The 18,528-nt window shown below is 61.4% G+C and carries 14 protein-coding genes and 3 tRNA genes; 7 read left to right on the forward strand and 10 right to left on the reverse strand.

Annotated features, from left to right (window positions below; all coding sequences use genetic code 11):
- Position 1: 1 nt before the first annotated feature.
- The 3 genes from AB5Y71_RS07960 to AB5Y71_RS07970 all read right to left on the reverse strand — a co-directional run bounded on the left by AB5Y71_RS07960 (position 2) and on the right by AB5Y71_RS07970 (position 413).
- Positions 2-78: transfer RNA gene (locus AB5Y71_RS07960), tRNA-Met, on the reverse strand.
- Positions 79-166: 88 nt separating this feature from the next.
- A tRNA-Met gene (locus tag AB5Y71_RS07965) sits at positions 167-243 on the reverse strand.
- A 93-nt stretch (positions 244-336) separates the two neighbouring features.
- A tRNA-Met gene (locus AB5Y71_RS07970) sits at positions 337-413 on the reverse strand.
- Between the two features lie 196 nt (positions 414-609).
- Here AB5Y71_RS07970 and glgX point away from each other — a divergent pair.
- Positions 610-2,673, forward strand: a complete 2,064-nt coding sequence (gene glgX, locus AB5Y71_RS07975) for a glycogen debranching protein GlgX (protein WP_368171345.1) — start codon at positions 610-612, stop codon at positions 2,671-2,673.
- A 93-nt stretch (positions 2,674-2,766) separates the two neighbouring features.
- On the opposite strand, the gene AB5Y71_RS07980 is transcribed toward glgX, so the two are convergent.
- From AB5Y71_RS07980 to AB5Y71_RS07990, 3 genes are all read right to left on the reverse strand, one after another.
- Positions 2,767-3,486 (reverse strand): hypothetical protein, encoded by a 720-nt coding sequence (locus AB5Y71_RS07980; RefSeq protein WP_368171346.1) that lies wholly within the window; start codon positions 3,484-3,486, stop codon positions 2,767-2,769.
- Positions 3,487-3,684: 198 nt separating this feature from the next.
- Complete coding sequence (locus AB5Y71_RS07985) at positions 3,685-5,322, reverse strand: ATP-dependent endonuclease (protein WP_368171347.1); 1,638 nt, start codon at positions 5,320-5,322, stop codon at positions 3,685-3,687.
- 262 nt (positions 5,323-5,584) lie between these two features.
- Positions 5,585-6,463: a helix-turn-helix domain-containing protein gene (locus AB5Y71_RS07990; protein ID WP_368171348.1), complete on the reverse strand. Its 879-nt coding sequence runs from the start codon at positions 6,461-6,463 to the stop codon at positions 5,585-5,587.
- Between the two features lie 168 nt (positions 6,464-6,631).
- Here AB5Y71_RS07990 and AB5Y71_RS07995 point away from each other — a divergent pair, with 168 nt between their 5' ends.
- Positions 6,632-7,549 carry a DMT family transporter gene (locus tag AB5Y71_RS07995; RefSeq protein WP_368171349.1) on the forward strand — a complete coding sequence of 306 codons (918 nt, stop codon included), beginning with the start codon at positions 6,632-6,634 and terminating at the stop codon, positions 7,547-7,549.
- 69 nt (positions 7,550-7,618) lie between these two features.
- Complete coding sequence (locus AB5Y71_RS08000; RefSeq protein WP_368171350.1) at positions 7,619-8,485, forward strand: LysR family transcriptional regulator; 867 nt, start codon at positions 7,619-7,621, stop codon at positions 8,483-8,485.
- Positions 8,486-8,561: 76 nt separating this feature from the next.
- Here the strand turns inward: AB5Y71_RS08000 and AB5Y71_RS08005 are convergent, their stop codons facing one another.
- The 4 genes from AB5Y71_RS08005 to AB5Y71_RS08020 form a co-directional block, all read right to left on the reverse strand.
- Positions 8,562-9,338, reverse strand: a complete 777-nt coding sequence (locus AB5Y71_RS08005; protein ID WP_368171351.1) for a TSUP family transporter — start codon at positions 9,336-9,338, stop codon at positions 8,562-8,564.
- A 202-nt stretch (positions 9,339-9,540) separates the two neighbouring features.
- Complete coding sequence (locus tag AB5Y71_RS08010; RefSeq protein ID WP_107684877.1) at positions 9,541-10,296, reverse strand: tRNA-uridine aminocarboxypropyltransferase; 756 nt, start codon at positions 10,294-10,296, stop codon at positions 9,541-9,543.
- A 177-nt stretch (positions 10,297-10,473) separates the two neighbouring features.
- Entirely contained in the window at positions 10,474-11,685 is a 1,212-nt protein-coding gene (locus AB5Y71_RS08015; RefSeq protein ID WP_005333476.1) for an ROK family transcriptional regulator, read from the reverse strand.
- A gap of 132 nt (positions 11,686-11,817) precedes the next feature.
- Positions 11,818-13,485, reverse strand: coding sequence for a methyl-accepting chemotaxis protein (locus tag AB5Y71_RS08020; protein WP_100645734.1), 1,668 nt, complete (start codon positions 13,483-13,485; stop codon positions 11,818-11,820).
- Positions 13,486-13,608: 123 nt separating this feature from the next.
- Between AB5Y71_RS08020 and AB5Y71_RS08025 the strand changes: the two genes are divergently transcribed.
- The 4 genes from AB5Y71_RS08025 to glpC all read left to right on the forward strand — a co-directional run bounded on the left by AB5Y71_RS08025 (position 13,609) and on the right by glpC (position 18,489).
- Positions 13,609-14,064 carry a YchJ family protein gene (locus AB5Y71_RS08025; protein WP_074045197.1) on the forward strand — a complete coding sequence of 152 codons (456 nt, stop codon included), beginning with the start codon at positions 13,609-13,611 and terminating at the stop codon, positions 14,062-14,064.
- Between the two features lie 242 nt (positions 14,065-14,306).
- Positions 14,307-15,980, forward strand: coding sequence for an anaerobic glycerol-3-phosphate dehydrogenase subunit A (glpA, locus tag AB5Y71_RS08030; RefSeq protein ID WP_368171352.1), 1,674 nt, complete (start codon positions 14,307-14,309; stop codon positions 15,978-15,980).
- Positions 15,970-17,235, forward strand: a complete 1,266-nt coding sequence (gene glpB / locus AB5Y71_RS08035) for a glycerol-3-phosphate dehydrogenase subunit GlpB (RefSeq protein WP_005361049.1) — start codon at positions 15,970-15,972, stop codon at positions 17,233-17,235. The genes glpA and glpB overlap by 11 nt, the downstream gene beginning before the upstream one ends.
- 51 nt (positions 17,236-17,286) lie before the next feature.
- A complete protein-coding gene (gene glpC / locus AB5Y71_RS08040; protein ID WP_075115084.1) occupies positions 17,287-18,489 on the forward strand; it encodes an anaerobic glycerol-3-phosphate dehydrogenase subunit GlpC in 1,203 nt (400 codons plus the stop codon).
- Positions 18,490-18,528 lie beyond the last annotated feature (39 nt).

Here is an 18,528-nt window from a genome sequence, read left to right on the forward strand (position 1 = left end):
TTGGTTGCGGGGGCCGGATTTGAACCGACGACCTTCGGGTTATGAGCCCGACGAGCTACCGAGCTGCTCCACCCCGCGTCCGAATTGTCACCCTCAAGCCGAGCAGTAGCTTGGTGGCGTTTGTCTGCCTTCGACTGTTTATACAATCGCAAGCTGACGAAAGAGTTGGTTGCGGGGGCCGGATTTGAACCGACGACCTTCGGGTTATGAGCCCGACGAGCTACCGAGCTGCTCCACCCCGCGTCCGAATTTTTCTCGAAGTGGCCGAGCAGTAGCCAGTTCGATTTCTCCTTGCCCACCAACCGGTTACACCGATTTACTGGTCAGGATCTCAGATGGTTGCGGGGGCCAGATTTGAACTGACGACCTTCGGGTTATGAGCCCGACGAGCTACCGGGCTGCTCCACCCCGCGTCTGAGGTCGCCAATAATAGGCGCCAGCGCACAGATTGCAAGTAAATATCTCAAAAAAAGTTTATTCGTAGATTAATCGGACAAATAGTGCGGTCATTAGCAGCATCATGCTGTTTTTTCAGGCAATCGAGTCCTTGCCAGGCATCCGGCACTACACTCAATAAGGTGAACACTCCTCATTTTGGGTAGGTAGAATATGCGCATCTCCGCCGGTCACTGCCGTCAGTTGGGGGCCACACCCGACAGTAACGGCGTCAACTTCGCGATCTGGGCACGCCTCGCCAGCCGGGTCGAACTGCTGCTCTTCGCAAGCGCAGACGATGCGACCCCCGAGGTGATCCCCCTCTCCCCGCGCCTTAACCGCACCGCCTACTACTGGCATATCCATGTGGAGGGGATCTCGGTCGGGCAACGTTACGCCTATCGCATTCAGGGCCCGTGGCGCCCATATGGCGGCACCCGCTTCGATGCCGAGAAGGTTTTGCTCGACCCTTACGGCCGCAGCATCGAGCTTGGCGCCAATTACGATCGATGGGCGGCGGCCCGTCCAGGCAGCAATCTGGCTTGTTGCGCCAAGAACAAGGTGGTCGATACTCGCCACTACGACTGGGAAGGAGACAAACTGCCCGCTCACTCCCTCTCCCGCTCGGTGATCTACGAGCTGCATCTGGGGGGCTTTACCAAGTCCCCGAGCTCGGGGGTCGATCCGGCGCTGCGTGGCACCTATCTCGGGCTGATTGAGAAGATCCCCTATCTGCAATCTCTCGGTGTCACCGCCGTCGAGCTGCTGCCGGTGTTCCAGTTCGATCCTCAGGATGCGCCCAAAGGACTCTCCAACTACTGGGGTTACAGCCCCATGTCCTTTTTCGCCCCCCACGCCCAATACGCCTGCGGCGATGATCCGCTGACCGAATTTCGCGACATGGTCAAGGCGCTGCACAAGGCCAATATCGAGGTGATCCTGGACGTGGTTTACAACCACACCGCCGAAGGGGGTAATGATGGCCCCACCTTCTCGTTTCGCGGCATCGACAACGAGGCCTACTACATCCTCGACAACAACCAGAAGGACACCAACTATTCGGGCTGCGGCAACACCTTCAACGGCGCTCATCCGGTGGTGCTGCGGATGATCATGGACAGCCTCCACTTCTGGCGTCAGGAGATGCACGTCGATGGCTTTCGGTTTGATCTGGCCGCCATTCTGTCGCGGGATGAATCGGGTCAGCCGCAGGCCAATGCGCCTACCTTGCGCACCATAGATACGGACCCCAACATCGCCGACATCAAGCTGATTGCCGAAGCCTGGGACGCGGGGGGGCTCTATCAGGTGGGGTCGCTCGCCGGCGCCCGCTGGCGTGAGTGGAACGGCCAGTTCCGGGACGATGTGCGCCGCTTCCTGCGCGGGGATGACAACAGCGTCACCGCCTTTGTCGAGCGGCTGTGCGGCAGCCCCGACATCTACCACTATCACCACGCCGATCCCGAGAAAAGCATCAACTTCGTCACCTGTCACGACGGGTTTACCCTGTGGGACTGGGCCAGTTACAACAGCAAACACAACGAGGCCAACGGGGAGGAGAACCGTGACGGTTGCGATCACAACTTCAGCTGGAACCACGGCCACGAAGGGGCGACGGAAGATCCCCAGATCAACGCCCTGCGGATGCGCCAGGCCAAAAACATGATGGTGGCGACCCTGCTCTCGGTGGGGTCCCCCATGCTGCTGATGGGAGACGAGCTGCTGCGCACCCAGCGGGGCAACAACAACGGCTACTGCCAGGACAATGCCACCTGCTGGATGAACTGGCTGCCCAATGCCCGCAGTCAGGAGATGTTCCGCTTTATGAAGGAGCTGATCCAATACCGCAAACACCTGTTCCAGCGCCCGGAGCAGGAGAGCATGCCGCTGTCGCTCACCGAGATCCTGCGCCACAGCGAGATCTGCTGGCACGGAGTCAACGCCGGGCAACCGGATTTCAGCCCCCACTCCCACGCCATCGCCATGTCGGCGCTGTCGAGCGAAACCAAGCTGGCGCTCTATGTGCTGTTCAATGCCTACTGGGAGCCCCTCACCTTCAACCTGCCGAGCCCCCCCAAGGGGGTCGGCGGCTACTGGCGGCGGATCCTCGATACCGCCCTCCCCTCGCCGCAAGATATCTGCACCTTCGGCATGCCGCTGGAGGGATTGACCCGCGAATATCTGGCCCAGCCGCGCAGCAGTTGCCTCTTTATCTGCGGGGCAGACGACTTCTATTGATCGATAGCGGTGAATTGATAAATGCGAACCTGCAAGCCAGATATGCAAAAGCCCCGAGTGTTGGCTCGGGGCTTTCTCTTTTCAACGCCAGTGTCAGATTAGCTGGTGCAACACGCTGGTAGCGGCAATCTGGGCGATCAGCAGGCCACACAGGGAGGTGGAGACCACCACTGGCGCGGTATCACGCTGCAAGTAGAGCGGGCTGAACCAGAGCAGCAGGGAGGCCACCAGCAGCGCTGCCTGGGTCACCACCGCCGGGATCAGGGCATCGAGATTGGCCTCACCCCCTTGCCAGCCCACCAGCACTGCCAGCCAGACAAGGCTGGCCATCGCCCCCACCAGACCGGCCAGCGGCAACAGGGTGTTGAATGCCTTGAGGCGATGACGGGCCCGCAGCAGCATCAGGTGGGCAAAGGCCGCCCCCAGCATCGCCATCTGCAGCAGACCGCTCACCCAGCCCTGCAGTTGCAGCAGCCCGATGCCATAGACAGCGAGCGGCAACGCCGGCAACCAGAGCAGTGTCGAGGGGACTGAACGCTTGCCCTCCAGCCGTGACTGGGCCAGTGACAAGCCAACCCCGAGCACCAGCGCGGCCCCACCACTCCAGATGAGCCAGCTGGCCGCCTTGGCTTCCACCGCCAGCATCAGAGAGAGCGCGGTAATGACCCAGATGGAGAAGAGCTGCTGAGTGATGCGCGAGCGCTGGCCAGGGCAGATATCACCGCGCCACAGCACGATACCTAGGGAGAGCAGGGCGCCAAGCGCCATCAATCCGGTGAGGGGAAAGAGCCAAAAAGGGAGTTGGACGAACACGACGCCTCCAGCAGTAAAGATTCGAGGTGCGCCACCGGGGCGCCAGAGAGGGGCGAGTATACCCAAACCGGCGGATATCCCCAATCGCGACAAACAATCGTGGGCAAACAATCCGGGGCAATTTGGCGCCAGCAGGGCCCACCTTGAAGGACGCCCTGCTGGCAGCCACGTCCATAGGAACGGGATGCGGTGGTGGTTTTAGCCCTGACCGCGGGCCAGCGCCACCACCCGGGCAAACATCTGGCGGATCACCGGCGGAATATGCTCGGCGCCGAGCCGCTCCGCCTCTTCCACCACCGCCAGCGCCATTCCCGGCTTGCTGCGGTGATGGATCGCCTTGTTGATGATGTGACTGGCGCTCCACATGGCGCGCCCGCCCACCCCGGCCTCGCGACGAAACACAGCTTCAAAACCGTTGTGATAGAGGTAGTGCTCGATGTCGGCGGCAGGGAGCTGGGTCAGTCGGTCCCGCTCCCGCTCTCCCTTGAGCTGGCCACGGGCCGAGGTGGCATACTTGAGCCCCGCCTCGTCGCCATCGGTCAGCAGGTGCCACTCGATGCCAAAGTCCCGCGCCACCTTGATGAGCGGCGACTGGCCGCACTGGGCAAACTCGATGATCCGCACCCCCTCGGCCCGCAAACTGTAACCGCAGATCTGCGCCAGCTCGGAGAGCAGCCAGATCTCGGTCTCCCCCTCCACCAGCAGCCAGCAACGGGCAAACAGCGACATGGGGCGGTTGATCCGCACGTGGAAGGCGATCTTGCGCAGATCGTCACTGCTGTAGCGCTCGCCCCCCAGCTGGTGACAGAGGATATCCTGCTGACGGCGCACCAGCCGCCGTACCTGATTGAGCGGCAGGGAGGAGAGCAAGTCCCCCGAGTTTGTGGTGAGCAGCTTCTGGCCCGGCAGTTGTTCCAGCAGCCCCCACGCCAGCGCTAGCATGGTCGGGTGCAGCCGGCTCTCCGGGTCCTCCAGGATCATGATGGGACGGGCGCCCTCCTCCAGTTCGCGGTTGCCACGCGCCTGCAACAAGGTAGCCGCCATCCCCGCCATCGCCAACTGCAGCGCACGGTTATCGGCGCGGCGCAGCAGGGTATGCAGGTTGCCCGGATTGCGCAATGTCATGGGGCGATTGATGATGTCGCGCTGACTGCGCGGCTTGTTCTTGATGGGAGCCAGGGCGTTGAAATAGTGATCCATCAGCTGGCGCACCGCCTGCAGCGCCTCTTTGAGCTCTGGCTCGCCGATCCGCTGGGGTTCGTCGATCAGCTTGTCCGCCAGCTCGCTCAAGCGATGCTCGGAGAGATCTCCCCACTGCAATGTCTCCACCCCGTTGCGAGCGGTACGGGCGTCCCGCAGCCGGAACACCGGGTTCATGGTGATGAGCATGCAAACCAGTTCGTGGGTGTTGGCAATGGGCAGGCTCTTGCCTACCCCGTCGAGAAAGCCGTGAATGGTGAGCACAGAGCCATCCGCCTGCAGCTCGGCGCTGGCGCGATAGTGAATGCGGTGGAATTTGTCCTTGTGCAGCACCCAGGAGGGGCAAAGACGGGCCAGCCGACGGGAGTGCTGACACATCTGGGGTCTGTGCTCACTGAAGGTGAGCACCAGTTGCAGGTGGCGCGCCGGGGCCAATTCGGGATCTTCCGGTTGGTGAAAATCCTCGGCGGTGAACTGATAGGGCTCGGCATCCTGCCCCAGCAGACACCAGAGGGCGCGCAGCAGGCTCGATTTACCCCAGGTATTCTCGCCGATCAGCACCGTGGTCTGATCCAGCCCGAGCGACAGGCGATTTATACCGCGAAAACCTTTGACTTCAATACGTTCCAGAAACATCCAGCCGTGTCCACATCATTGTGATGGGGCAATAGTGGCAAAGTTACCGGAAAAATCCTATCGCAGGCGGGGCTTTTTCAACGTGAACTGTGAGGCACTGCAGGTTCGGGAGGGGTAACAACAGCGGTGCGATCTTGCGGGGCATTCCAGTGGCTGAACCAGAGATGACGGGTACGGATTTGACGTTTGCGATAATTCAATGGGCATTCCTTTCAATGGATAAGTGGTAGAGAGTACACCTCTTTTGCCCAAAGTCTCAGGGTTATCTGTGACGAGAAGATGACAATTGCGCCCGCCACTGCCCCGGCGTCAAACCAAACGCCTCGCGAAAACGATTGCCGAAATGGGCCTGGGAAGAGAAGCCACACTGACTGGCGATACTGGCCAGCGGCTCGGGGCCAGCCAACAGCTGCTTGGCCCGTTTGAGCCGCAGCCCAAGCAGATAGCGGTGGGGCGGGCAGCCGAGACTCTGGCCGAACATGCGGGCAAAGTGATACTCGCTCAGCCCCGCCTGCTGCGCCAGCTCTGCCAGCGTGACCGAATCGGCCAGATGGGCTTGCAGATACTCCTGCACCCGTTTGATCACCACGGGCGCCAGCCCGCCGCGTAGAGGCGGCAAACCGGGAGCCTCCTCGGTGTGGTGGCGGTAGGCGTGGAGGATCAACATCCAGGCGCCATGGGAAAGCGCCAGCCGATCGACCCCGTGCTGCCACTGCAGTTGCATCAGTTGGCGCTGCACCAGCGAAGCAGCCTGCGGATCGTCGATAAAGGTCTTGTCCACCAGTTGCAGGTGGCGCCCCTCCTTGTCACACACCTCCTCGGCAATACGGGTGAGGTGAGCCGGGGTGAAGTAGAGATGAAAGAAGCTAAACTCTTCGCGCACCAACCACTCGGATCTGTGGTGATCCGGCATAATGCACACCTTGCCGGTGCCGCCGTGGCCACCCGGCCCATCGAGTCGCTCGGTCTGCTCGCCCCCCTGCAGATAGACGCTCAGGGTGTGGTGGCCCGGCTTGTGATAGCGGGTCTGGTCATAGCAGTTGCGCCAACTGGCGACGCCAAGCCCGGGTTCGAGCCAGCAGGCGTCCTCCAGCCGGGCGCCGGTGCTGACCAGTGCATCAAATACCCCTGCTGTTTTCATTCGCCCCTGCCGCCTGTTCCGGTGTACGTATTATGCCGCTGCCATCCATCTTACCGACCGCGCCCGCAGATGACAGCGCGTGACGATGAAAAACCGCAAGATGGTGCAATCCAGCCATCAGGGCTCGCCCCATAGTGGGTCATCTCTCCCTGACTCACCGGAACTGTGATGAACCTGATGCTCTATCTTGCCACTGTGCTTATCTGGGGCAGCACCTGGATTGCCATCGCCTGGCAACTTGGCCCCATCCCCATCGAGGTCTCGGTGCTCTATCGCTTCCTGCTAGCGGCGGTGGCACTGTTTGCCCTGCTCACCGCCAGCGGCCGCTTTCCGCGCCTCCCCTGGCACGGCCAGCGCTATGCCGCACTGCTCGGTGCCCTGCTCTTTTCCACCAACTTTCTCTGCTTTTACCACGCCACCCGCTATATCCCGAGCGGCATGTCAGCGGTGATCTTCGCCAGTGCCAGCATCTTCAACGGCCTCAACCTCTGGCTGTTCGAGCGCAAGCGCCCCACCCTGCGCTGGTTGCAAGGCTCTTTGCTGGGGCTCTTTGGCACCCTGTTACTGTTCTGGCCGGTGCTGGCAGATGCGCAATTGGGTGCAAACGGCTGGAAGGGGCTGCTGCTCGCCTGCGGCGGCACCCTCTGCTTTTCGCTGGGTAATCTGGTCTCGGCCCGGGGCCAACGCCACGGCTACCACGTACTGAAACTGGTGCCCTGGGGCATGGTTTACGGCGTGGTGCTGTTGCTGGGCTGGGTCATATTGCTCGGCCAACAGCTGGTGGTGCCGACCGATGGCCACTATCTGGCAGCCATGGTCTACCTCGCCCTGTTTGGCTCGGTGATCGCCTTTACCGCCTATCTGACGCTGGTGGGGCGCATAGGTGCCAGCAAGGCCTCCTACGCCACCGTGCTCTTTCCGCTGGTGGCGCTTACCCTTTCCACCTTTTACGAAGGTTTTGTCTGGCAGCCGGTCTCGGTGGCCGGAGTGGTGATCAGCCTCATCGGAAATCTGGTGATCTTCGCTCCGCCCTTGAGCGAGTGGCGCATTCGACCGGCCAAGGCAGCAAACGACCCTTGCTCCTGAGCCTGTCAGCCCCTAAGGTAGCGCTGATCAATCTGTGACGATCCTGATGGCGATAAACAAGGGGGCGAGATGTTACTGGAAGGGCTGGAGACGCTGAGCCTGCTGGCGAGTGAAGGGACCATGGCCAAGGTGGCCAGTCACCTCTACATCAGCCAGTCGGCGGTGAGCAAGCGGATTGCCCAGCTGGAGCAGCGCCTTGGCAAGAAGTTGATCGAGCCGGAGGGGCGCCAGATCCGCCTCACCCCGCAGGCAAAGGAGCTGCTGGAACGAGTGGCCCCGAGTCTGGCCGAAATGAAGGGGGTGCTGGCCGATAGCCAGGATCTGGCGGATCAGAGTCCCCTCCCCATCGCCTGCTCCGAAACCCTGCTGGCGGGTTATCTCGCCCACTTTATGCGCGACTATCTGGAGCGCGATCCCCACCTTGCCCTCTCCACCCACCACACGCCGGTCATTCTGGCACGGGTGCGCAGCGGTGATGCCCTGCTCGGCATCTGCGCCGGTCGGCTCCCTCCCGGCCATGGCCTCGGCGCCGATCTGCTGCTTGAGGAGCCCTTCTATCTGGTGGGCGAGGCGCAGCCGAGCCTGCCACCAGCCAACACAGAAAGCAGGCGCAAGATCCTCACCATGGATCTGGAGAACCCCTCCAACCGCTACCTGCGCGAACCGCTGGCTGATTTGGGGCTCGAGCCCGCCATGGAGCTCGACTCCTATCTCGCGCTCATCGAACTCGCCAAGGCAGGTATTGGCCCTGTCCTGCTCCCCGCTGGCCTACTGGGGCTGGTGGGAGAACAGGGGGAGATGGCGCGCCCACTGCCCGGGCTGGGCCGTCCCCTGCATCTGGTCTACCGACCAAACAGCCTCAAGCGAGAGCGGATCGCCAGGCTGGTGAGCGCCCTGCACCAACACTTTCGCAACTGCAGCGACACACCGCGCTAGCGCTGTAAAACACCAGATATGACAACGGGGCCCAAGGGCCCCGTTAACAATTTCGATGCGGCAAGCAAGGCGCACATCAGATCCAGGCAAACAGCTCGGGATAATGGCTCCAGACCAGCTTGGCAGACATCAGCAAGGAGACGGTCACCAGCAGCGGCTTGATCAGCTTCACCCCTTTTTTCAGCACCATCTTGGAGCCAAAGCGGGCGCCGATAAACTGCCCCAGCGCCATGCAAAAACCGACACTCCACACCACCTTGCCACCAAGAGCAAAGAACAGCAGGGAGGCAATATTCGAGGTGAAGTTGAGCAGCTTGGTATGGGCGGTGGCGCGCGCCATGCCAAAACCCGCCAGCGCCACGAAACCAATGGCAAAAAACGAACCTGTGCCCGGCCCGAAAAACCCGTCATAAAAGCCGACACCGCCCCCCACCAGCAACGCAAACAGTATGGGAGTCAGACGGCGGGAACTCTCGGCATCGCTTACCCGCGGCGAGAAGTAGAAGTAGCAGGCAAACGCCATCAGCAGAAAAGGGAGCAGGCGCTCGAGAATGGCGGCGTCTATGGTCTGTACCGCCAGCGTGCCGATGGCCGCACCGATAAAGGTGCAGATCACCGCAGGCCAGATCATGGCCCACTCCAGCAGCCCCTTGCGGGCATAGAACCAGGTGGCGGAGAAGGAGCCAAAACTGCTCTGCAGCTTGTTGGTGCCGAGCACCAGCGCGGGCGGCATGCCGGTGGCAAGCAACGCTGGCACCGTCAGCAGGCCGCCGCCACCGGCGATGGCATCGATAAAGCCGGCGACAAGCGCCACACCGAACAGGGCAAACAGGGTAACCAGTTCCAATTCCATCCATAGACCTCACGAGAGTGGGTTGCCCGAAGGGGCCGGGCAACCGGGGCTAACCAAAACGACGTTGTGCGGGGGGCACAGGCTGTGCCGCTATCCTAGCGAGCCACTGACCATGAATCTAACGAAACAGTGGCAGCCAATTGATTCCTGATTTTCATTAATTTGAGCTGTCAGCCCCCTGCCCAAACCCTCAGAGGGCCCGTTAGCAAGCCGTTGAAGCGACGTTCGCTTCCTTGATGGCCGCCAGCGCCTCACAGAGATGATCCTCATCGGCACCGGGGAAACGGCTGACCCGACCGGCCATGTAGCGGCTGCTGAACAAGTTGAACCAATGCTGCAGTGCCTGCCCCGCCTTGAGCTCCCCCGCCACTTCCAGCACACAGGCCGCCACTTCGGCGGTGCAGAGGTGCTCCTCGCTGTTGGCCACCCGCATGCCGTAGGTGGAGAGCGTATCGGGTTTGATGGCGAGCACCGGAAAACCGTCCAGATAAGGGCTCTTGTTGAACATCTTGCGCGCCTCTGGCCAAGTGCCATCGAGCAGGATAAAGAGCGGTTTTTTACCCGGTGCCAGCGTCACCTCGCCGGTCAGGCGGGCAGGCTCCTTCTCGCAAGCGGGAAAGACTACATAGGGCTGCCAGGCGGGATCGGCCAGCAGGGCCAGCAGCTCGGGATGGGGCTGGGTGCGCGACCAGAGAAACGCCCAGGTGGTATCCGGCAACACATCGGCGATAAGGCGACCGGTGTTGGAGGGCTTCATCGGCTCGCTGTCATACATCAGCAGGCAGAAACCGGCCTCCGCTTTGAGCTCGGGGCGCCACTCGCAGGCACACCAATCCTCGCGCAGCTGACAGGCAGGACAGCGGGCCAGGGTGCCGCCACGGGCAAGAAACGGTCGGGTAGAGATACTCTTGCGCCAGGCCCGCAGGCGGTTGACGGCGTGATCAGGAACAGGCTTCATCTAGGTTCACAACTGGAGTCAAAACAGGAACGGCAGCAATACATACCAACATGTCATGACGCCACAGGGCACGATAACAGGGGGCTGCCGGAAAAGGGCAAGATTGTACCGAGTTACGCGCTGGCGGAACAGCAATCCCTGCCCCTTTCGCCAGACACAGTGCCAACTCCTATTGCCTTACGACTCCTGACAGCTGCGTAGCAGCTCCAGCAACAGGCTGCCATCGCGCAGTGCCTTGTGAACCTGCACCGAAGTGGGCTTGGTGGGATCTTCGTAGAAGTGGGTGGATTCAATCTGCAGCCGCACCAGATATTCGGCGGGCAACTGGCTGGCCAGCGACTGGTGCAACATGGGGAACAGCAGCCGATCGGCACGGGTGATCTCGCCCCCGAGCAGCAGCTTGCCCGGATTGAGCAGGCAGATGAGATTGGAGAGCACCTTGGAGAGGCGACCTGCCGCCTGATGGAGAATATCCTGACAAAGGCTGTTGCCTGCCAGCGCCAGCTCGCACAGCTCGCGGATGGTGACGCTCTCGGGCAAGTCGTGCTCCTGCATCCGTTCGCGCAGATCCCGGTATTGCGCCTCCAGCGCCTGATTGGTCACCAGGGTGCAGGCGCAGCCAAAACCGCCGCAGTAGCAGCGTTGGCCATAGGGCTCGAGCTGCAGGTGGCTGAGATCCCCGAGCAGCGCATTCTCGCTCTCGATAAGCTGACCATTGACCACCATGCCGACCCCGATGTCGTTGTGGACAAACACCAGCACCGCATCGGCACAATTTTTGGCGGCACCCCACTCCCGCTCGGCCTGGATCCAGGTGCGCACGTCACCGCTCACCAGCACAGGTACCGAGAACGCCTGTTGCAGAGTCGGGCCAAGGGGCCAGTTGCGCAGATCGTAGAAGGGGAAGTGCTTGACCATACCGGAGTGGCGCTCTACCTGACCCGGCAGACAGAGGGCAATACAGGCCAGACTGAGGGACTTTCTCGGCAAAAACACCTTGATGGCGTGTACCAGACTGCCCAGCAGATCGGCGCGCTCCTCCTCGGTAAAGAGGTGGCGCTGGCGAGCCAGCGAGCGACCGGAGAAGTCAAACAGCGCCATATCCACGTAGCCACGGCCAAGACGCATGGAGAGAAACTGGAAGCGGCGCTCGTTAATGCGCAGCAAGGTCTGACGACGGCCACGCCCCACCGAACTTTCACCACAGGTGACCACCAGACCCCCATCGAGCAGTTCCCGGGTGATCTTGGTGATACTGGCTGGCGAGAGGCCGGTCAGGCGGGAGAGATCGGTGCGCGACAGCTCCTTGTGCTCTTCCAGGCTGGCATAGACCAGGCCGTAGTTGAGCTGCCGGATCAAATCGATACTACCTTTCACGATCTCATTCATAGGGTATGGGGCAAAGGCTGAAAAAAAGAGGCTGGCAATTTTCACACATTATTGGTCAATCCCCAAATAAAGTGCGGCCTGAACCGGGGGTCAGGCCGCATCTTGTGGTTGCCGTCACGGACCATTGCAAGATCAATAACGGAATTGCGACACCAGTTTGCGCAATTTGTCACCGGTATTGGCCAGATCGCGGGTGGTGCTGTTGGATTCCACCGCCGCGCTGGTCAGCTCGCTGACAATCTGCTGAATGGCCACCAGGTTCTTGTTGATCTCCTCGGAGACCGCGTGCTGCTCCTCGGCGGCGGTGGCGATCTGGATGTTCATGTCGTTGATGGTACTGACCGCCATCACCATGCTGTCGAGGGAGCTGGCGATATGGCTCGCCTCCTGCACCGTCTCCTGGCTGCGATCCTCGCTCGCCTGCATCACCTCCACCGCCTGCTTCACCCCGCCCTGCAGACGTTGCAGCATCTCGTTGATCTCCTTGGTGCTCTGCTGGGTACGACCAGCCAGCGAACGCACTTCATCCGCCACCACCGCAAAGCCCCGCCCCTGCTCACCGGCGCGGGCCGCCTCAATGGCGGCGTTCAGTGCCAGCAGGTTGGTCTGCTCGGCAATGCCGCGAATGACCTCCACCACCGAGCCAATCTTGGCGGTCTCTTGCGCCAGCTGTTCGATCACGCCGGAGGCGGTATGCACCTCCCCCACCAGCCGGTTGATACTGTTGATAGCCCCGCTCACCACCCCGCGGGCGGCGTCTGATTCACGGGCCGCATCGCTGGTTGCCGTCGCGGCATTGGAGGCACTGGCCGCCACCTCCTGCGCGGTGGAGCTCATTTCGGTCACTGCGGTAACCACTTGGTCGGTCTCGCGACTGTGACCCTGCATCTGATGGTCATAGTGCTCGCTCAAATGGTGCAACTTGTCGACTGCACTAAAGAGGTGGTTGCTGGTCTCGCCCACCTGACTTACCACCGACTGGATCCGCTCGACAAAGCGGTTGAAGGCGCTGGCCAGCTGGCCAATCTCGTCCTGACTCTGCACCTTGAGACGCTGGGTCAGATCCCCGTCACCGTTGGCAATATCGTTCAATGCCAGCACCGCATCTGCCAACGGCTTGGTGACCCGGTTGCCCACAATAACGGTCGCCGCCAGGGTGATACCGAGGATCAGCAGGATCACCAGCACACTGCTCTGCAACGAGGCATGCATATTGCTCTCGCGCTCTGCCCGCAAGGCCGCCAGCTCGTTGTCGATATCATCGATATAAAAACCGGTGCCAATGGCCCACTGGTATTTGTCCAGCACCAGAGTAAAGGCAAGTTTGGGGGCATCGCGACCGATGGAGGGCTTGGCCGTCCAGTATTCGGTAAAACCATCCCCCTGACGGGCCGATTTAAGGATCTCCTGGATCAGCAATTTGCCCTTGGCATCCTTGTCGTTCCAGCGGTTTTTCCCCTCCAGCTCGGTACGCACCGGCAGCAGTATGGTGTTGCCCTCGAAGTCATAGACAAAGAAGTAGCCGTCACTGCTGTAACGCAGCGGCCTGAGCAACTCTTTGACCTTTTGACGATTTTCCGGAGAATCCGGCAGGGAATACACGGCATCGACGGCGGTTTTGGCCATCATGATGTAACTGCTTAGCAGCGCTTTACGCTCCTTGATGGCATTTTCCCTCGCCACCACCAGATCAGACTCCAGATCACTCTTGGAGACCATGTAGTTACTGAGATTGACCACCAGGGCCATCAGCAGCACGGGTACTGCACCCAGTAACAGGATTTTCTGCTTTAGCGTCATCTTTCACATCCTTGCAGCTGTTTTTATTGGAATTCCTTGCTTACTCATCAGTATAGGTGCTGGCAGGGCGAGCCCAGCTTTCGTTACAATTCCCTTAAACAAATCGGCCAGAACGTGAAAATCATGAATCTTTGTCCTTGCGGCTCAACCCTTTCTCTCGAATTGTGCTGTGGCTCACGTCACAGTGGCGCTGTGGCTGACACCCCGGAACAGCTGATGCGCTCGCGCTACAGCGCTTTTGTGCTTGGTCTGGGGGAGTATCTGGTCCATAGCTGGCACCCGGCCCACCTTGGCGGCCTCACCGCCGAAGAGCTTTCACGCATCGACACCCGCTGGGATGGTCTCGAGATCATCGCCAGCCAGGGCGGCCCGGAGGATGAAACCGGAATGGTGGAGTTCAAAGCCTGGTTTCTGGAAGGGGATGAGCGTCACTGCCTCCATGAGCGTTCCCGCTTCGTGCGTTATCAGGGGCGCTGGGTCTACACCGAGGGAGAGCAGGATCCGGCCCCCCTCAAAACCGGCCGCAACGATCCCTGCCCCTGTGGCAGCGGCAAAAAGCACAAGAAGTGCTGCGGCTGACGCATCACACCCCCACCAGACTCGTCAAACAGTGACAAGGGGCATCCGATGCCCCTTTTTTGTGCCTGTTATTCGCCACCAGCCCACAAACCGATGCGATAACAAGCGTGACAAATGTCACATAATGCTCATTAACGCGCGAGCAAATGAGCGTTTGCGAGCGCAAATTTGGCCCATATCAAACATTTCCACTCAGAAGTAGGCCACACTGGCCTCATCTGGAAGAGATGAGACGGGCAACAATGAAAAGAATAACTACACAAGTCGTCATCATAGGCGGCGGTGCCACAGGGGCCGGCATCATGCGCGATTGCGCACTGCGCGGCATCGACTGCATCCTGCTCGAGCGCGATGATATCGCCGCCGGCACCACCGGCCGCAACCACGGCCTGCTCCACTCCGGTGCCCGCTACGCGGTGACGGATCAGGAGTCCGCCCGCGAATGCATCCAGGAAAACCGCATCCTCAAGCGGATTGCCAGCCACTGTGTCGAAGACACGGGCGGCCTCTTCCTCACCCTGCCGGAAGATGACATCAATTTCCAAACCACCTTTATGGATGCCTGCGCCCTGGCCGGTATCGAAACCCGCCAGCTCGATCCCGGTGAAGCCCTGCGCATGGAGCCCAACGCCAACCCGGCGATGATCGGCGCCATCCATGTACCGGACGGTACGGTCGACCCGTTCCGCCTCGCCGCCGCCAACGTGCTGGACGCCAAAGAGCATGGCGCCCGCATTTTCACCCACTGCAAGGTGCTGGGGCTGCTCCGCACGCAAGATCGGGTACACGGGGTCAAGGCCATCAACACCCGCACCGGCGAAGCGTTCGAGGTGGAGTGTCAGGAGGTGATCAACGCCGCCGGCATCTGGGGCCAGCAAATTTGCGAATATGCCGATCTCGGCATCCGCATGTTCCCGGCCAAGGGATCCCTGCTCATCATGGATTACCGCATCAACCAGCTGGTGCTCAACCGCGCCCGCAAACCGGCGGATGCGGACATTCTGGTGCCGGGCGATACCATCTCCCTCATCGGTACCACCTCCAGTCGCATCGATTACAACAAAATTGACCAGCTCACCGTCGAACCCGAAGAGGTCGAAGTGTTGCTGCGCGAAGGGATCAAGCTTGCCCCCATCATGGCCCGCACCCGTCTGCTGCGCGCCTACGCCGGGGTACGCCCGCTGGTGGCGGTGGACGGTGACGACACCGGCCGCAACATCAGTCGCGGTATCGTGCTGCTGGATCACGCCGAGCGCGATGGTCTCAAGGGGTTCAACACCATCACAGGTGGCAAGCTGATGACCTACCGCCTGATGGCGGAGTGGGCCACCGATCTGCTGGCCAAGAAACTCGGCAACAGCAAGCCCTGCCAGACCGCCGAACTGAGCCTGCCCGGCTCGCGGGATCCGGAAAAGGTCTCCGCCCCCGGTCTCTCGGTGCCGGTCGAAGGCTCAGCCCAATACCGCCACGGCGAGCGGGTCATCGCCTTCTTCCGTGACAATCCGAAAGCCAACGCCCTTATCTGCGAGTGCGAAATGGTCACCGCGGGCGAAATCGAATACGCCCTACGCGAGCTGGATGTGGACAACCTCATCGATCTGCGCCGCCGCACCCGTCTGGGGATGGGGCCCTGTCAGGGCGAGCTCTGCGCCTACCGCGCCGCCGGTCTGATGCAGGAGTACGGCAAGGCCGATGGTCGTCAGGCCTGCGTCATGTTGCGCCAGTTCCTCGAGGAGCGTTACAAGGGGACCCGCCCCGTCCTGTGGGGCGATGCCCTGCGCGAGGCCGAGTTCACCTACTGGATCTACGAAGGGCTGTTTGGCCTGGGGGAATGGACGGCGCCACAGCTGGTCGCCGATACCCCACGCGACCCAACCGGCGAGACCACTCACAAGGAGAGCCGTCATGAAGTTTGACAATATCGTTATCGGCGGTGGCATGGCGGGACTCTCGGCTGCCCTGCGGCTGGTGGAGGCAGGCCAGAAGACCCTGCTGATGGCCTCCGGCCAGAGTGCCCTGCACTTCTCCTCCGGCTCGGTCGATCTGCTCGAAAGCGAGGGAGATCCCCGCGCCGCCCTGCCCGCCTTTATGGCTGCCCATCCGGATCACCCCTACAGCAAGGTGGGAATGCAGAATATCGAAGCGAGCCTGGCCGATCTGCAGCGCCACTGCGCCGAGCAGGGATTGCCGCTGGTTCGCCACGACACCAATCACCAGCGCCTGACTCCCATCGGTACCCTCAAGCGCACCTGGCTCTCCCCCGATACTTGTGCCTGCGTCACCGATGCGCCGATCCCGGATGTACTGCTGCTGGCCACCCTCGAGGGCTTTCGCGACTTTCATCCGGCACTGGCGGCCGCCAATCTGGCGACCCATCCGCGTTTTGCCCACTGCCGCATTCTGACTGGCGAAATCCGCCTGCCCCAGCTGGCGGAGTTCAGCCGCAATCCCCACGAGTTTCGCTCCGCCGACATCGCGCGCCTGTGTGACAAGCATCATCTGGTGGCCGATCTGGCCCGCGAGATCAGCCGCATGGTGCAGGAGAGCGGCGTACCCGGCTGCCGCCATATCGTGCTGCCCGCCTGCCTTTCGCTGGGGCTGGTAGGCCCGCGTCTGGCGGAGCTGGAGCAGCGTACCGGCTGCACCATCAAGGAGGTGGCCACCATGCCGCCATCACTGATCGGGATGCGGATGCAGGAGGCGCTCAAGCGCCGCTTTATGGCCCTTGGTGGCACCTTCCTCACCAGCGAGCGGGTGCTGGGCGCCCGCTACGAAGGTGACCGGGTGGTCGGCGTACATACCCAGAATGGCGATGATCAGCTGTTCGAGGCGGACAACTTCGTGCTCGCCTCCGGCAGCTTCTTCAGCCGTGGGCTGGAATCCCGTCTGCGTGGCATTCGCGAACCCATCTTCGATGCCGATGTGTTGAGTCTGGAGGAGCGTGATGCCTGGGCCGGTCGCCGCCTGTTCGACCATCACCCTTTCATGGGCTTCGGGGTCAAGACCGACGACAAGCTCAGAGTGCTGCGTGGCGGCAAGCCGCTCACCAACCTCTATGGCGCGGGCAGTGTCTTGGCCCATTACGACCCAATTCGTGAAGGTTCCGGCTCCGGCGTTGCCGTTGCCACCGGCTGGCAGGCTGCCGGCCATATTCTGGGCGCGGCCCAATGATTACTACGTCCCATATCCCGTGTCTTCATCATCGCCGGGAGGAGAACTGACATGCTACTGGATCACGCCAACCAAACTTTCGATCAGTGCATCAAATGCACCGTCTGTACCGCCTACTGTCCGGTGGCCAAGGCCAACCCTGCCTACCCCGGCCCGAAACAGGCGGGCCCGGATGGCGAGCGGCTGCGGATCAAGAGCCCCGAGCTCTTTGACAGCGCCCTCAAGCACTGCACCAACTGCAAACGCTGTGAAGTGGCCTGCCCGAGCGGGGTGCGCATCGGCGACATCATCGCCAAGGCCAAGCACCAATACAGCGGCTTCAAACCGGGGATCCGCGAGTTCGTGCTCTCCCACACCGATCTGATGGGCAGCATGTCTACCCTGATGGCCCCGGTAGTCAACTTCACCACCGGCCTCAAGCCGATGAAGCTGGTGCTGGACAAGGCGCTGGGGGTCTCATCCCACCGCGACCTGCCCAAATACTCCCAGGGCACCTTCCGCGGCTGGTACAAGAAGCAAAAAGAATCTCAGGCCCGCTTTGCCCGGCAGATCGCCTACTTCCACGGCTGCTATGTCAACTACAACCACCCGCAGCTTGGCAAGGAGCTGGTACAGGTGCTCAACGCAATGAACATCGGCGTGCAGCTGCTGGAGCGGGAGAAGTGCTGCGGCGTGCCACTGATTGCCAACGGCTTTATGGACAAGGCCAAGCAGCAGGCGGCCTTCAATATCAAGCAGATGGAGAATTCCCTGCTCGGCAACGAGATGCCGCTGCTGGCTACCTCCTCCACCTGCGGCTTTACCCTGCGCGATGAATACCCCCACCTGCTGGAGCAGGACAACCACAAGGTGCGGGATCGCATCTCGCTGGTGACCCGCTTCCTGTGGAACGAGTTCTACAAGGGCAACAAACCGGCGATGAAGCCGCTCAATCTGCACATCGCCTACCACACCCCCTGCCACATGGAGAAGATGGGGGGCGTCATCTACACCCTCGAATTGCTGCGCGCCATTCCCGGGGTCAAGGTGACGGTGCTGGAGTCCCAGTGCTGCGGCATCGCCGGCACCTACGGCTTCAAGTCCGAAAACTACCAGACCAGCCAGACCATCGGCGAGGGGCTGTTTGATCAAATCAACCGCCTCTCCCCCGATCTGGTGATCACCGACTGCGAGACCTGCAAATGGCAGATCGAGATGAGCACCAGCTTCCGCTGTGAACATCCGATCCACCTGTTGGCACAGGCGTTGGCCTGAATCCCCCGGCCCTTACGGCCGCATAAAAACAATCCACGC

Source organism: Aeromonas sp. R9-2, from assembly GCF_040908025.1.
Lineage (GTDB): Bacteria > Pseudomonadota > Gammaproteobacteria > Enterobacterales > Aeromonadaceae > Aeromonas > Aeromonas veronii.